The organism is Methylocella silvestris BL2, from assembly GCF_000021745.1.
Lineage (GTDB): Bacteria > Pseudomonadota > Alphaproteobacteria > Rhizobiales > Beijerinckiaceae > Methylocapsa > Methylocapsa silvestris.
Window position 1 is genome coordinate 293,593 of the sequence record NC_011666.1, and the last position, 14,242, is coordinate 307,834.

Here is a 14,242-nt window from a genome sequence, read left to right on the forward strand (position 1 = left end):
GCATCCCGGATGAGCGCATCAATCAAGCCGTTTACTATTCCTTGAAGCGATAGCCGACGCCATATAATGTTTCAATCATCTCGAAATCATCATCTACGGCTTTGAATTTCTTGCGCAGCCGCTTGATATGGCTGTCGATTGTGCGGTCATCGACATAGACTTGGTCGTCATAGGCCGCATCCATCAGCGCGTTGCGGCTCTTGACGACGCCGGGGCGGGTGGCGAGCGCCTGCAGGATCAGGAATTCGGTGACGGTCAAAGTGACGGGATCGTCTTTCCAGGTGCAGGCGTGGCGCTCGGGATCCATCTTGAGCAGCCCGCGCTCCAGGATTTTGGCGTCGGCCTCTTTTTGCGAGGCGGCGTCCTTTGGATTGGCGCGGCGCAGGATGGCTTTGACGCGCTCGACCAGCAGCCTTTGCGAAAAAGGTTTTCGGATAAAATCATCGGCGCCCATCTTGAGGCCGAACAACTCGTCGATTTCCTCGTCCTTCGAGGTCAGGAAAATCACCGGAAGGTCGGATTTCTGGCGCAGCCGCCGCAGCAGCTCCATCCCGTCCATGCGCGGCATCTTGATGTCGAAGATGGCGAGATCGGGGGGGTCGCTCTTCAGCCCGTCCAGCGCGGTCGAGCCGTCAGTATAGGTCTGGACGCGATAGCCTTCGCCTTCGAGGGCGATGGAGACGGACGTCAGAATGTTGCGGTCGTCGTCGACCAGCGCGATCACGGGCATGGAGGGTCCTAACTTCGAACTCCAGGGCATTTTCCGGCGTCGCGGCCGGCAATGCGCGGTCTTCGTTCAACGCGTTTTTCGGCGCGGGGCGGATGTCCGCCGGTTGAGAGCAAGCGTTGCCCGCAGGAATTTAAGATGAGCGAGCAGACAAGCGGAAGTCGAGTCCCATAGCGCCAGTTTTTGCGGCGCAATAATTCTCGATAAAGAGCGACCACATTGCGGCTTCTGCCGAGTTTTCCCGTTTGGCGGGCGCTAGACCGGGACAACATCGGAAAGACTCCAGTTATCACCATACGGGCTATTGCCTAGATTGTCATCATTCGACTTGGCCGGCCATCTTCTCGATTGATGTTTCTCGGCGGTTATCAAAGCTCATGACTCGGAGTTCTTTTGCCAAGGCTAACGGTGCATAACAGGCAAAATGCGCGGCCGAAATAAGGCAGGACAACCAATCGAACAGTTTCGGGCCATGTTATCGCCGATTTCAACCCATGAGCGAATGATGCGGCGATCGGTCCGGAGAAGAGCGTTCGGACGCGCAGGCGCAAAATTTGCGGCGGCAGGGGCGCGCGCGTAGCCTCACGGCCGCGCCGCAGCTTTTATAAGAGATTAGAGTCATGCCGGTCGAACAACTCGACGCTCTGCTCAGCTTGCGAAGCGATGGGCGAACGCTTGTCGGCCGCGACCGTATCGCGCTGCTCGAAGCGGTCATCGAGCATGGCAGCATGACGCAAGCGGCGAAAGTTGCGGGCTTCAGCTACAAGGCGGCATGGGACGCCGTCCAGGCCATCAATAATCTGCTGCCTCAGCCAGCCTTCGTCACACGCGCGGGCGGCAGGCGCGGCCGCGCCGCCGAAGTCACGGAGGAGGGCCGCAAGCTCATCTCGGCCTTTCGCAGACTTGAGGAAAAGCTGCTCCGCATCTCGAACGCGATTGCCGCCGAAGGCCTCGACAATTTCGACGATCTCCTGCTTTGGGGGCTTTCGGTCAAAATCAGCGCCCGGAACGCCTTCCGTTGCAAAGTCGTCCGCATCGATCTCGATCCCGTCGACGCAAATGTGACTTTGCAGGTCTCGGAGGCCAATAACATATCCGCCATCATTACGCGGGGCGCCGCCGAAACTCTGCGGCTTGCGCCCGGGCGGAGCGCCGTCGCATTGGTAAAATCCTCTTTCGTCATGCTCGCGCCGCCGGGCGAGACGGCAATCGCCGCAGGCCGCAACCGGCTTGAGGGTCGGGTCGCGCGGCGGATCAACGGCGTGGCGAACAGCGAAATCGAGCTCGATATCGGCGATGGCAAGATTCTCATCGCCGTAGCGCCGCGCGTATCATCCGACGATCTTGCGATTACGGAGGGCGACAGGCTCGAGGCGATCTTCAACGCCTCGCATGTCATTCTCGCCACAGATTGAGTTGGCGGCGACCTCTTGGGGAAGAGGAGGGTCGCGAAGCGGGCCTAGGCTTTCCTCCAGACGGTTGCGAGCCAGGGCTGTTTCTCGCGCGGCAGGCCTTCCGGACGATAGTAGTGGGCCAATTCGACAAATCCTGCCAAGGTCGCAAAGCCGCGCCAGGCGGCAAGATCGTGGTAGGCGCCGTAGCGGCCGCGGCTCCAGCCTTCCTCATTGCCGCCGCGCGGATTTGAGGCGAACAGGACTCCCCCGGCTTTAAGGCAGGCGCATAATTGTCCGAGCACGCGCGGCAATTCTTGAGCCGGCGCGTGAAACAGCGTGGCGTTCGCGAAAATCCCGTCGAAATGCTCGATGGGTAGATCGAGCTTCAGGAAGTCCTGCTTCCAGACCTCGCAGCCGCTGTGTGCGCGCGCCATGGCGGCGAATTTTTCGGAGCCGTCGAGCCCGATCGCTCTGTGGCCGAGATCCGAAAAAGTCTTCAGGTCCCGGCCGGGTCCGCAGCCAAAGTCGAGCAGGGTGAACGGTGGTTCGCCCGCGATATGATCCAGCAGCGCCGCGATATTCTGGCGCACGTCGTGGTCGCGCGTGCCTTCCCAAAAGCTTTCTGCTGAATCGTCATAATGTTTCACCGTCAGGCGCCCGGCGTCTTCGAGTTCCTTTGGGTCGAGATTCATGGGAGAGCCGGGCTGCTTGCTGTCGATCGGCGATAAGTAACCGGGCGCGCGATATTTGCAATCGCGGGCAGGCGCAGCGAGAAGCGGCAAGGTCCGGGGAATGGGCGGCGAATCTGAGGCCGAAGTTGGGCCGCAAATACATATAGTCCGTCTATATAAAATAAGCCTCCTTCGGCCGTTTAGGCTGCGAAGGCGCCCCAATTCGCTCCCCAAAACTAGGACATTCACAAATTTGTTTGACATCAAAGCGGGAGCGTTACGGATGAGTCATTTTGTTAAAGCGATGCGACGGTTCGCATCTTTCATCGATGCGAGGGGCGGGACGGAGCAGCTCAAATCTTAAATATAAATCGAATATATAATATTGCGCTGCGAGCCGCCTTCGGACTTCGATGGGCGGGAAGATCCATCCCGCTCCCAAGCTTCAATTTTAACGCATGACCGCATCGAAAGCCCAGGTTTTCGGCCTCATGCTCCAGCGGGAGAAAATAATGTCTCTGGATCTTGATTCTCAAAGCGTGAACACGGCCGAAAAAATTCATTCGCCGGAAGAAGTGGAAGCCGGCCAGGCGTTGAAAACCCTCGGAGACGTCATCGTCAATGTCCGTTTTTTCCCGGATGGAACGGTCAACACCATCGACAATCGTCCCGTCGATACGAGCGCTCAGGCGTGGTTTCATCATCTCTGCCGTACGGCGCCGAACTATTTCCAGGCGCTTGCGGGCGGGCGCGGCCACTACCGCATTCCCTTCGAAAGCTTTCAGGCGATCCTCCAGCAGACAGCGAAGGCGAACTGAGGCCTTTAGCGGGGCCAGAACGCATTCTGCGTTGCGAGCCCGGGCGACGAATCTGGATTGGTTCAATCCAGATTCATCTGACTTGCCGGGCTTTCATGGCGGCGGCTTAACCCTTGATCACGGTCCGCGATTTTGCAGGAACGAAGATGTGATTTCACCAACGCCGCCAGCGCCTCCAATGCCGACGATGCCAATGCCGACGCCACCAGACGGACTGGACATTTGAATCATCCGCCGCCGCCGAAATGGCGTTCGGCGGGGCAACCCTTGTGAGCGCGCTCGCGGCGCCGCTCGCAAAGGCTAAGAGCGCGGCAGAGGTCAGAGTGGATTTCAACAACGCTCTTCGGTCCATGGCCTGGTCCCCCAAGGCGCCGCCGAAATCCCATCGCTCGGCCGCCGCCAGAATATGGCAGGATTGTGGCGGTCGACGCCTTCTGTCAAATCACAAACATCGTCAGTCGTAATTATCGATGACCGTCAGACGGATGTTTTATCGCCCATCCGGCCGGTTTCCTTCAGCAAAGCCGTCAGGTTCTCGATGTGATCGGCTTCGCGCGCCGGCTTGTCCCAACGGATTCGCGCGATGCGGGGAAATCGCATGGCGACGCCCGATTTATGGCGGCTCGATCGATTGAGCCCCTCGAAGGCGATTTCGAGCACCAGCCCCTGACTTTCACTGTGAATGATTTCTCGGACCGGCCCAAAGCGGTTCGCAGTATTGTTGCGAACATAGCGGTCAAGCTCGCGCAGCTCCGCGTCGGTAAAGCCGAAATAGGCCTTGCCGACAGGCACGAGCTGGGCGCCCTCATCGTCGTCGCGCCAGACGCCGAAGGTGAAGTCCGAATAATAGGAGGAGCGCTTGCCGTGGCCGCGCTGGGCGTACATCAGCACGGCGTCGACGGTGAATGGATCGCGCTTCCATTTGTACCAGAGGCCCTTCGGCCGTCCGGGGACATAGATCGAGTCTCTGCGCTTCAGCATCAAGCCTTCGATGGCTTCTGCGTCGGCTCCGGCGCCGAAAGGCGGCGGGGCTTCGCCGCGCCTCCGCGAGCTCGGCCCAAGACGCGAAGGAGACCAGCGGCGAGAGGTCCAGGCGCTCGCAGGACGCCTGCGCAACGAAGGATTCGAGCCGGCCGCGCCGCTCGGCGAAGGGCAGGGCGCGCAGATCCTCGCCGTCCTGCCGCATCAGATCATAGGCGCGGATATGGGCGGGAAAATCGGCGAGCAGTTTCGCTGAAGTCGTTTTGCGGTTCAGCCGTTGCTGCAACACGCTGAACGGCTGGACCTTCCCCTCACGCAGGATCAGAAGCTCGCCGTCGAGCGAGAAGTTTTCGAACGGAAGCGCGGCCATGCAGTCCGTGAGGTCCGGAAACGCGCCGGAAACATTCTCTCCCGTGCGCGAAAACAGCCGCGTTATGCGCCGCCCATTCGCGGCGACGCCGCTCGCAGCCTGCACCCTGATGCCGTCCCATTTCCATTCGGCCGAAAAATCGGAGGGCGGCAGTTCGTCGAAATCCTTGGCTTCGATGGCGTGGGCCAGCATCGCCGGAGAGAAGGGCGCAGGGTCGGAGGAGTCGGGGCGGGCTTCGCGTCCCTCGAGCCAGGCGAAAAGATCGATATAGGGCGGGGCGAGCCCGTGCCAGACTTCCTCGATGTCATTGGGCGTCTTGCCGCCGACCTCGGCCAGCGCGGTTTTGGCGAGCCGCGCCGACACGCCGACCCGCAGCGACCCGGTAATCAGCTTCAACAGCGCCCAGCGGCCGGTTTCATCCAGCGAATCGAGCCAGCCGGCCAGGTTTCGTGCAAGATCGATTTTGCCGGTCGCGCTCAAGCCGCGGACGACGTCGGAGAGCAGGAGCGGCGCGCCATTTCCGGCCGAAGGATCGTCGGGCGGCGCCGGCCACAGCAGAGCGACAGTCTCCGACAGATCGCCGACGAAATCATAAGACAATTCGAACAGCACGGGATCGACGCGGTCGGTGATCAGCCCGCGGATGAGGCCCGCCTTCGCGTGCTGGAACGAGAGCGCGCCGGTCAGAGCCGCCAGCGCATAGCCGCGCTCGGGATCAGGCGTGCGACGGAAAAAATCGCTCATCAGCCGCAATTTGCCGAGGCGGGACGATTCGAAGGCGAGGCGATCGAGCAGCTCGGCGAAATGATTCAAGCCTCGGTCTCCGCGGGGACGACGCCATCCGATTCTTCATCGCCATAGCCGAGCAGATGCAGAGGCTCCGCCTCAATTCCCTGGCCGCGCGCCCAATGGACAAGGGCGTCCGCCTCGCCATGGGTGACGAGCACTTTTTCGCATCCCGTCTCGACGATGGTTTGCGTCAGCCCGTCCCAATCGGCGTGGTCGGAAATAACGAGCGGCAGCTCGACGCCGCGCTGTCGCGCCCGCGCGCGCACTCGCATCCAGCCCGAGGCGAAGGCGGCGACGGGATCGGGAAATTTGCGCGACCAGAGATCCTGCAAGGCCCCCGGCGGGCAGATCACGATCTCGCCGGCGAGCTTGGCGCGATCATTGGCGGCGACGAGCCGCAGATCGCCAAGCTCGACGCCCTCCTGTGCATAGAAGGCGCAGAGCTTTTCCATCGCGCCATGCAGATAGATCGGGCGGTCGTAGCCGGCCCCGCGCAGCAAAGCGATGACCCGCTGCGCCTTGCCGAGCGCATAGGCCCCGACGAGATGGGGGCGATCCGGAAACAGCTGTTGCGAGGCGAGCAGCCTGGCGATTTCATCCGCCGTGCGCGAATGCCGAAACACAGGCAGTCCGAAGGTCGCCTCGGTGATGAAGACGTCGCAGGCGATCGGCTCGAAGCCGGCGCAGGTTGGGTCGGCCTCGCGCTTGTAGTCGCCCGAGGCGACGACGATCGTCCTGCCATCCGATATTCTGATTTGCGCCGATCCGATGACGTGGCCGGCCGGATGGAAGCTCACGTCTATCGATCCCAGTCGGAGATGTTCTCCGTAACCGATCGCCTGCGTCTGGCCGGCAAAACCGGGCCCGAGCCGGATCGCCATGATCGCCAGCGTTTCGCGCGTAGCGAGGACTTCGCCATGACCCGGCCGGGCGTGGTCCGAATGTCCGTGAGTGATCAGGGCGCGGGGGACGGGCCGTAGCGGATCAATAAAAAAATCGCCCGCTGCGCAATAAACGCCAGCGGGCGAAAGGGAGAGGAAATGAGCTGACGCCATGATCCCGAGATGGGGAAGAGACCATGCGTCAGCAAGCTATGCCGGCGGCTTGCGCCGGACTGAAACTCTTAGTTGGCGCAGACAAGGCCGCGGCTCACATAAATGCGGCCGTCGGGTCCAACCATCCGCGTCACGCGGACGCAATCTTCTTCTTCGCCTGCGGTCGCGCGTCCAAGCTGCAACGCCGGACCCGCCGCGAGCGGGCTATAGCCCGGAACATAAGCGCTTCTGTGCTCGATCACGGCGCCGTTCGACGCGATCTTGGTCTTTGGCGTCATCGTCATCGGAGCGGCAAAGACAGCCACGCCAAGGCAGGATACTGCGACGCTAGCCATGGTGACCTTGAGCGCCTGCATTCCGATCTTTTTGCGTGAATTCATCATTAGCCCGTCTCCCGTCCGCCTCAGCACATCCGTTGATGTGAACCTCTCCCATATGGAGAGGCCGTGCTGTGCGACATCACACAAGAAACGCAGCTCAAGCTGAAAGGTTGCGGGCCCCAGCAAAAAAAAATGAAAAAAGCAACACCCTCTTGAATCGATCGCGAGAGGCCGTGTCAAAACAGCCACTTTCGGACATTGCCCTCCGGCAGGGTTGGCCGGAGGGCAAATTTTGCTCGGTCAATAGCAGACGCGGACCCGCTGATATCCCGCGAACTGGCCCCAGCCGTCGTAAACGGGCTGGTTCTGCAGGTAGCAGCCGCCGTAGCCATAGGCGGGGGCCGCCGAAGCGGCGATCGCCCCAAGGGCGAGGCCGCTCGCGAGGCCGACAGCAGCCGGACCGCCCCAGCCCCAACCGCCGCCACCCCAGCCGCCGCCCCAGCCGGGCCGGCCCCAGCCGCCGCCGCGCCAACCGCCTCCGCGCCAACCGCCGCCGCCCCAGCCTCCGCCATGCCATCCGCCGCCGCCGCGCCATCCGCCGCCATGCCAGCCTTGAGCCGCGGCCGGAGTCGAAACCGTCGCGACCGGAAGCGCTAGCGCCAGAGAGGAAACGGCCACGATTGCGCCAGTCCTCAATCTGCTGATCATCGAAATCTCCTTACATGCGGCCCGAAACGCCGCCTTCCGCCCAAATATGGGAGCCCGATACTGAACCCGTCATGAATGAACGCCGACCGGAATGGTTCAAATGACTGAGAGCTGCGCGCATCGGTTAACCCTTTCAAGACCCAATCGAGGGCCTCAAGGGGTGAGATTGTCAAAAAGACGCTTATCTCAGACACACGCCGGCAGACGCCGGCGTTCTGGAGCGCGCCGTGACCAATTCCGATCTCGAGTTGCCGCCGCGCTTCCGGTCCTGGTTCGCCGACCGAGGCTGGACGCCGCGCCGGCATCAGCTCGACCTTCTCGATCTCGCCGGCGTCGCCGACGCTTTGCTGATCGCGCCGACGGGGGCCGGCAAGACTCTGGCCGGATTTCTTCCGACCCTGATCGAGCTCGACCGCCAAAAGAAGAGGGAGGGGCTGCACACCCTCTATATCTCGCCGCTGAAGGCGCTCGCGGTCGACGTCCATCGCAATCTTGAAATCCCGATCGCGGAGATGGGCCTTGCCGTCAGGGTTGAGACGCGCACCGGCGACACATCGGCGGCGCGGCGCCAGCGCCAGCGCCGGGACCCGCCCGATATTTTGATTGCGACGCCGGAGCAATTGGCCTTGCTTCTCGCCGGCCCGGACGCGCGGACTCTGTTTTCGAGCCTTCGCCGTGTGATCTTTGACGAACTCCACGCCATCGCCGCCTCGAAACGCGGCGATCTGCTTTGCCTTGGCCTTTCGCGTCTGAGACGCATCGCTCCTGGGCTGACGGCGACCGGCCTGTCGGCGACGGTGCGCGATCCGGGGGAGTTGCAGCGGTGGCTAACGGCGCAGACGACGCCGAACGCCACAGCCGCTTTGGTCGTCGCCGACCGGGGCGCCGCGCCAGACCTCTCCATTCTCGACACGAAGGAGCATCTGCCGTGGGCAGGGCACAGCGCCCGTCACGCGCTCGGCGAAATCTACGCGGCGATCAAGGGCGCAAAACTAACTCTCGTCTTCGTCAATACACGCGCGCAGGCGGAGTATATTTTTCAGGAGCTTTGGCGGCGCAACGAAGATGGTTTGCCGATCGCCCTGCATCACGGGTCGCTCGACGTCGCGCAGCGGCGCAAGGTCGAGGAGGCGATGGCGTCGGGCAGGCTGAAGGCCGTCGTCTGCACGTCGACGCTCGATCTTGGCGTCGACTGGGGCGATGTCGATCTTGTCATCAATGTCGGGGCGCCGAAGGGCGCGAGCCGCCTTGCGCAGCGCATCGGCAGAGCCAATCACAGGCTGGATGAACCGTCGCGCGCCATCCTCGTGCCGGCCAACCGGTTTGAAGTGCTGGAGTGCCGCGCCGCCGTCGACGCCGCAAATGAAGGCGCGCAGGATACGGCGATGGCGCGCTCCGGCGCGCTCGATGTTTTATGCCAGCATATTCTCGGCATGGCTTGCGCCGACCCTTTCGACGCGGGCGAACTCTTTGCGGAGATACGCTCGGCCGAGCCCTATGCGCGGCTCTCGCCGGAACAATTCGACGCCGCCCTGAACTTTGTCGCCACTGGTGGCTACGCGCTGAAAAGCTATGAGCGCTTCGCCAAGATCAAGCAGACCGCGGATGGACGCTGGCGCATCGCCAATGGGCGCGTCGCGCAGAGCTACCGGCTCAATGTCGGGACCATCGTCGAGGCGGACCTTCTGAAGGTGCGGCTCGTTCCGGGCGGAGCAAAACCGTCGGCGAGCTACACCGGGCCGTTGCGGCGCGGCGGCCGCGTCCTCGGCGAGATCGAGGAATATTTCATCGAGATGCTGGCGCCGCAGGACACGTTTCTATTCGGCGGCGAAATCTTGCGGCTGCAGGGCGTCGTCGAGAATGAGGCGATCGTGTCGCGCGCCAGCGCCGACGCGCCGAAAATTCCTTCCTACGCCGGCGGTAAATTTCCATTGTCGACCTATCTCGCCATGCGCGTCCGGCGCATCCTTGCCACGGAGTCGTCTTGGGACACGCTGCCCGGGCAGGTGGCGGACTGGCTCGATCTGCAGCGCCGGCGCTCCGCCCTGCCGCCGGCCGACCGGCTTCTCGTCGAATCCTTTCCGCGCGGCGGGCGCTATTATCTTGCCCTCTATCCATTCGAAGGACGCCTTGCGCACACGACGCTCGGCATGCTGCTGACGCGCCGGATGGAGCGCGCCGGCTTAAAGCCGCTGGGATTCGTCGCCAATGATTATGCGCTGTGTATCTGGTCGCTGACCGACGTCGGCGCGCTGTTCGAGACGGGAGCCTTGCGGCTCGAGGATTTCTTGAGCGAGGACATGCTCGGCGACGATCTTGAGGAATGGCTTGAGGAATCGGCGCTGATGAAGCGGACCTTCCGCAATTGCGCGATCGTCTCGGGGCTGATCGAACGCAATGTTCTCGACCGGCGCAAGACCGGCCGGCAGGTCAAGATTTCCACCGACCTCATCTACAATGTGCTGCGCCGGTTTGAGCCGCGCCATATTCTGCTCGAGGCGGCCAGAGCCGACGCCGCGACGGGCCTGCTCGACCTCGAACGGCTGGCCGGGCTGCTGCTGCGCGCGCGCGGCCGGACCATCCATAAGGCGCTGGCGCGCGTCTCGCCGCTCGCGGTTCCAATCCTGCTCGAAATCGGGCGCGAAACCGTCTATGGCGAGGCGCAGGATGAAACGCTGGCGGAAGCGGCGCAAACCCTTGTGGACGAAGTGCTCGCCGACAGCGCGCCGGGGCGGCCCGAACTTGCCAATGCGGGGCGATTGGGAAATGGTCGGGCGACGCCCGCAGCCGCGCCGCCTGCGCGCGCCAGCGTAAGGCCGAAAGGAACGCCGCCGGACAATGCGGGACTCCGCGCGAAAAAGACCTCGACGAGCCGCCGCGCTTCCGGTCCTCGACGCTGAATTCCTGGCCGATCCCTCGGGCGCTTTGTTCTGGCCGCGCGAAAGCCTGCTCGTCGTCGCGGATCTGCACCTCGAAAAAGGCTCGGCCTTTGCCGCGCGGGGCGTGCTTCTGCCGCCCTACGATACAGCGGCCACACTAGCTGTGCTGGCAATTCTCATCGGCTTCTACCAGCCGCGCCGCATCGTCGCTCTCGGCGACTCCTTCCACGATTCGGGCGCCGGGGATCGCCTCAATCCCGGCGACCGCTGCGCTCTTGCGATGCTGCAGCGCGGCCGCGACTGGATCTGGATTGCCGGCAATCATGATCCGGCGCCGCCTGCGGGCCTCGCGGGCGAGGCGCTTGACGAACTCGCGATCGGATCGATCCTGTTTCGCCATGAACCGTCGGCTGCGCGTGGGCGCGGCGAAATTGCAGGCCATCTACATCCCGCGGCAAAACTCTCTGGACGCGGCGGCAGCGTGCGCGGCCGCAGCTTTGTCAGCGACGGCTCGCGCTGCGTCCTGCCGGCCTTCGGCGCTTTCGCCGGAGGGCTCAATGTGCGCGACCCTGCCTTCGACGCTTTGTTCGATGGCGAGGCGGAAAAGGCAGTGTTCGCTTATGTCATCGGCCGCAGCGCGGTCTATGCCGTGCCGCATCGGCTCTGCCTGCCGGACTGAACCAGAAACGGGTTCAGTTGCGCGCGGCGCGGCTTGAGGTGAGGCTCAATTCATTCGCAAGCGGATCGAGCGTCTGCGGCCTGAAGGAAAGAACGGCCGCTTTGGCGGCGTCGAGATCCTCGCGCGACAGCTTTGTTGCGATATCGGCGCGCTTTCGGTCGGCCTCGGCGTCGCCGCCCGCCGCCGCGATCGAGAACCAGACATAGGCGCGGCCGGCGTCGGGCGGCGTCCCCAAACCGCGCGCCAGAAGAACCGCGAGATTGAACTGGCTGTCGCGGACGTCGAATTTTGCGGCCTGCTCGAACCAGACGGCGGCCGTCGTATAGTCGGGCCCGGCCTCGGCGCCTTGCGCGGCGAGAACGCCGAGATTGTGCATGGCGCGCACATTGCCCTGCGCCGCCGCGGCTTCATACAGCGCCTTGGCGCGGCCAAGGTCGCGGCTGACGCCGGCGCCCTTTTCGGTCATCGTCGCCAGCCTGTATTGCGCGAGCGCGAGGCCGCTCCCGGCCGCCTTCGCATAATATCCAGCGGCGAGGGCGAGATCTTGTACGCCGGCCCGTCCGTCCGCATAGCGGGCGCCAAGTTCGAATTGCGCCGCGCCGTCGCCCGCGGTGGCGCGGGCGCGCAGATCGTCAAGCGGCGTCCCAGCGAGCCGGGCGAGATTGGCCGGAGCCAAGGCCGGCGGCGCGCCCGATTTCAACAGCGAGGCGGGCGAGAGAGAGGGCGCAAAAAAGCCGCCGGGCGCAGTCGCAGGCTCTGCCCGAGCGATGACGCCTTCAAACAGAATGGGATCGCTTCCTGCGATCAGCCGCGTCAGGGGCGTGGCGAGTTGGTCGCCGCCAGGCTCGGCCGCCGCCCGGATTGAGCCTGCCTGTCCGGCGTTGAGCGCCGCCGGATCGAACAGGCTGAGGTCCGTGGGTTTCGGGGGCTCCGGTTGCGCCGGCGCGCTCGGAGGTGTGGGCTCCTTGGGGATTCCGCCTACAGCGGCGGCAGCGTTCTGAGGCGCCGCAGGGGGAGGGGCTTCGGCTTGGGCGGCGCTTGGCGCCGCGGGCGCTTTCGCGGCGTCTCGATTTGTCCGGGCTTGGCCAACCGGCTTCAGCAGGGCCGCCGGACGCACCGGTTTAAGGGCCCCGGTTTTCGCCAGCGCGATCACGCCAAGCGCAAGGCTAAGGGCGGCAAGGCCCGAGACGAGCGAAGCGCGATGGGCGCGGAAGAAATTCTGCTTCGGCGCCGGCGCGCGAGCGGCCGGCAGGTCGGCCGGGATCGCCACAGGCCGCTCGTGCGGCGCGAGCGGTTTCGCTGCGACAGGGGAGGGCGCGAGAACCGCGCCGGACTCCCCGGCCGAGTGACCAAAAACGGCGGCGAGACGATCCGGCGGCGCCCCAAAGCGCCATGGAAGACCTGCCCCCGGCTCGATCAGAATATCGTCCCCGACCGCGTTCGGGCTGCGGCCGCCGTTGGCCGCCGCTTGACCCGTCAGCAGCTCGGCCTGCGTCGCAACGTCGGTTGCTGTCCGGCGAACCGGCTCTTCGGGGGCCGCGTCGCGGGCGGGCCGAGCCTCGCCGATGTCGGCCTCGATCCGGGCGAGCCGGTTGGCGATCTGGCCGACGGACTCCTGCACGGCGTTAAGCGCGAGATGAACCCGTCGGTCCGCCTCCTCGCGGGCTTCGTTGCTGGAATCAAGGATGCGGTCCTTGCCCTCAGCGTCCTGGCCGAGCTGTTCGGAAAGCCGGGCGATGGTTTGTTCAAGATTGGCGATCGAGGCGAAACCGCGATCGGTCGTCTCGAGCCGCTGCGTGATCGCCGCGATCTTCTGCTCGAGGGCGTCCATTGCGAGATCGCCCGGGCTCTGCTTGCGGGTCGCCTCAAGTTTGAAGGTGAGAGATTGCAGCTCGGTCTCAACTTTCTCGCCGAGCTGGCGCTGCCCCATCTCGATCTGGCGCGTCAGGGCGCGAAGCTCCGGCGCGAGCGTCTCGACTGCGCCGGCGTCCGTCGCGGCGCGGGACGCCTGCCGCTGAGACCGTTGATCGCGCAGCCGCTTGGTCAGAGCCTGCAAGCCGCCGATTTCGCCGTCGCGTTCGGGCGGCTCCCCTGGCGCGGCGGGCGTGAGGGCCGCAGCGCCTGTCCCTGACGGCGTTTCGCGGCCGGACGGACCGTCATCATCTGGCTCGGAGTTCGCGGATGATCTGAGCCGCGTCTCAATATCCTTCAGGGCGAGCCGCAACGCGGGGTCCGCGGCGGCGCGGCCGCCGGCGCGGATGATGCGCTCCAGATCGTCGAGCCGAGCTTTCAATTCGGATAGCGCGCGGGCCCTGGCGCTTTGCCCAGCCGGCGCCGAGATCGCGCGGTCGCCCGGCGCGTCTGCGGAGACAGGCGGGAGCACGGCTTCGCGCGCGCCCGCGCCTCGAAACGGGTCTTGGCTGGACGGCGGCTGGGGAGAATCGCTGGTGGGCGCGCCACGCGACGCCTCGTTCAGCAGGGCCGCCATGGCGGCGAGACTCTCCGTGAGATCGACAGGCGCGGCCTTGTCGGCTCCGCGCTCGGCGATCCGCGTCATCGCGCGGCGCAGCCAGCTTTCCAGCGACGCCGCCGTTTCGTCGGCGCGCTGTTGAGCGGCGCGCCGAAGCGAAGCGTTTTCCGATTCGCTATCATGATCCTCCGGCCGCATCGCCGATGCTCGCCCGAAGCCAGTTTGTGAGTCTTGAATTGACAATAGCCGCGCCCCCGCGCCGCAAAACATTCAAAGCCTAAAAAATCAAAGGCGCAAGCATACGCAGAACGAGCGCTTGCCTTCGATGGTGGGAGCACGGGGTGAACAAAGCGTTAAATCCGGGCTCCTTGCGTTCAGCTT

The 14,242-nt window shown here is 64.2% G+C and carries 10 protein-coding genes and 1 pseudogene; 4 read left to right on the forward strand and 7 right to left on the reverse strand.

Translation table 11 applies throughout. The annotated features are described in order from the left end of the window. Window positions 1-34: 34 nt before the first annotated feature. Window positions 35-730, reverse strand: a complete 696-nt coding sequence (locus tag MSIL_RS01315; protein ID WP_012589305.1) for a response regulator transcription factor — start codon at window positions 728-730, stop codon at window positions 35-37. A 617-nt stretch (window positions 731-1,347) separates the two neighbouring features. On the opposite strand from MSIL_RS01315, the gene MSIL_RS01320 reads away from it, so the two are divergent. Then, window positions 1,348-2,142 carry a TOBE domain-containing protein gene (locus tag MSIL_RS01320; protein ID WP_012589306.1) on the forward strand — a complete coding sequence of 265 codons (795 nt, stop codon included), beginning with the start codon at window positions 1,348-1,350 and terminating at the stop codon, window positions 2,140-2,142. 44 nt (window positions 2,143-2,186) lie between these two features. Here MSIL_RS01320 and MSIL_RS01325 read toward each other — a convergent pair whose 3' ends face one another. Beyond that, the gene (locus MSIL_RS01325) at window positions 2,187-2,813 is read right to left on the reverse strand and encodes a class I SAM-dependent methyltransferase (RefSeq protein ID WP_012589307.1); all 627 of its coding nucleotides are present in this window, start codon (window positions 2,811-2,813) and stop codon (window positions 2,187-2,189) included. 491 nt (window positions 2,814-3,304) lie between these two features. Here MSIL_RS01325 and MSIL_RS01330 point away from each other — a divergent pair, with 491 nt between their 5' ends. After that, entirely contained in the window at window positions 3,305-3,610 is a 306-nt protein-coding gene (locus MSIL_RS01330; RefSeq protein ID WP_012589308.1) for a hypothetical protein, read from the forward strand. A gap of 477 nt (window positions 3,611-4,087) precedes the next feature. On the opposite strand, the pseudogene MSIL_RS01335 reads toward MSIL_RS01330, so the two are convergent. From MSIL_RS01335 to MSIL_RS21565, 4 genes and pseudogenes are all read right to left on the reverse strand, one after another. Beyond that, window positions 4,088-5,774 (reverse strand): annotated as a pseudogene (locus MSIL_RS01335) (cisplatin damage response ATP-dependent DNA ligase). Continuing rightward, window positions 5,771-6,805 (reverse strand): ligase-associated DNA damage response exonuclease, encoded by a 1,035-nt coding sequence (locus MSIL_RS01340; RefSeq protein ID WP_012589309.1) that lies wholly within the window; start codon window positions 6,803-6,805, stop codon window positions 5,771-5,773. The pseudogene MSIL_RS01335 and the gene MSIL_RS01340 overlap by 4 nt, the downstream one beginning before the upstream one ends. 68 nt (window positions 6,806-6,873) lie before the next feature. Beyond that, window positions 6,874-7,188 carry a hypothetical protein gene (locus MSIL_RS01345; protein ID WP_012589310.1) on the reverse strand — a complete coding sequence of 105 codons (315 nt, stop codon included), beginning with the start codon at window positions 7,186-7,188 and terminating at the stop codon, window positions 6,874-6,876. A 237-nt stretch (window positions 7,189-7,425) separates the two neighbouring features. Further along, the gene (locus tag MSIL_RS21565) at window positions 7,426-7,833 is read right to left on the reverse strand and encodes a hypothetical protein (RefSeq protein ID WP_012589311.1); all 408 of its coding nucleotides are present in this window, start codon (window positions 7,831-7,833) and stop codon (window positions 7,426-7,428) included. 227 nt (window positions 7,834-8,060) lie between these two features. On the opposite strand from MSIL_RS21565, the gene MSIL_RS01355 reads away from it, so the two are divergent. Next, window positions 8,061-10,733 carry a ligase-associated DNA damage response DEXH box helicase gene (locus tag MSIL_RS01355; RefSeq protein ID WP_012589312.1) on the forward strand — a complete coding sequence of 891 codons (2,673 nt, stop codon included), beginning with the start codon at window positions 8,061-8,063 and terminating at the stop codon, window positions 10,731-10,733. Then, window positions 10,672-11,391, forward strand: coding sequence for a ligase-associated DNA damage response endonuclease PdeM (gene pdeM, locus MSIL_RS01360; protein WP_012589313.1), 720 nt, complete (start codon window positions 10,672-10,674; stop codon window positions 11,389-11,391). Before MSIL_RS01355 ends, pdeM begins: the two co-directional genes overlap by 62 nt. Before the next feature lie 13 nt (window positions 11,392-11,404). Here the strand turns inward: pdeM and MSIL_RS01365 are convergent, their stop codons facing one another. After that, window positions 11,405-14,059: a tetratricopeptide repeat protein gene (locus MSIL_RS01365; RefSeq protein WP_012589314.1), complete on the reverse strand. Its 2,655-nt coding sequence runs from the start codon at window positions 14,057-14,059 to the stop codon at window positions 11,405-11,407. Window positions 14,060-14,242: the final 183 nt, after the last annotated feature.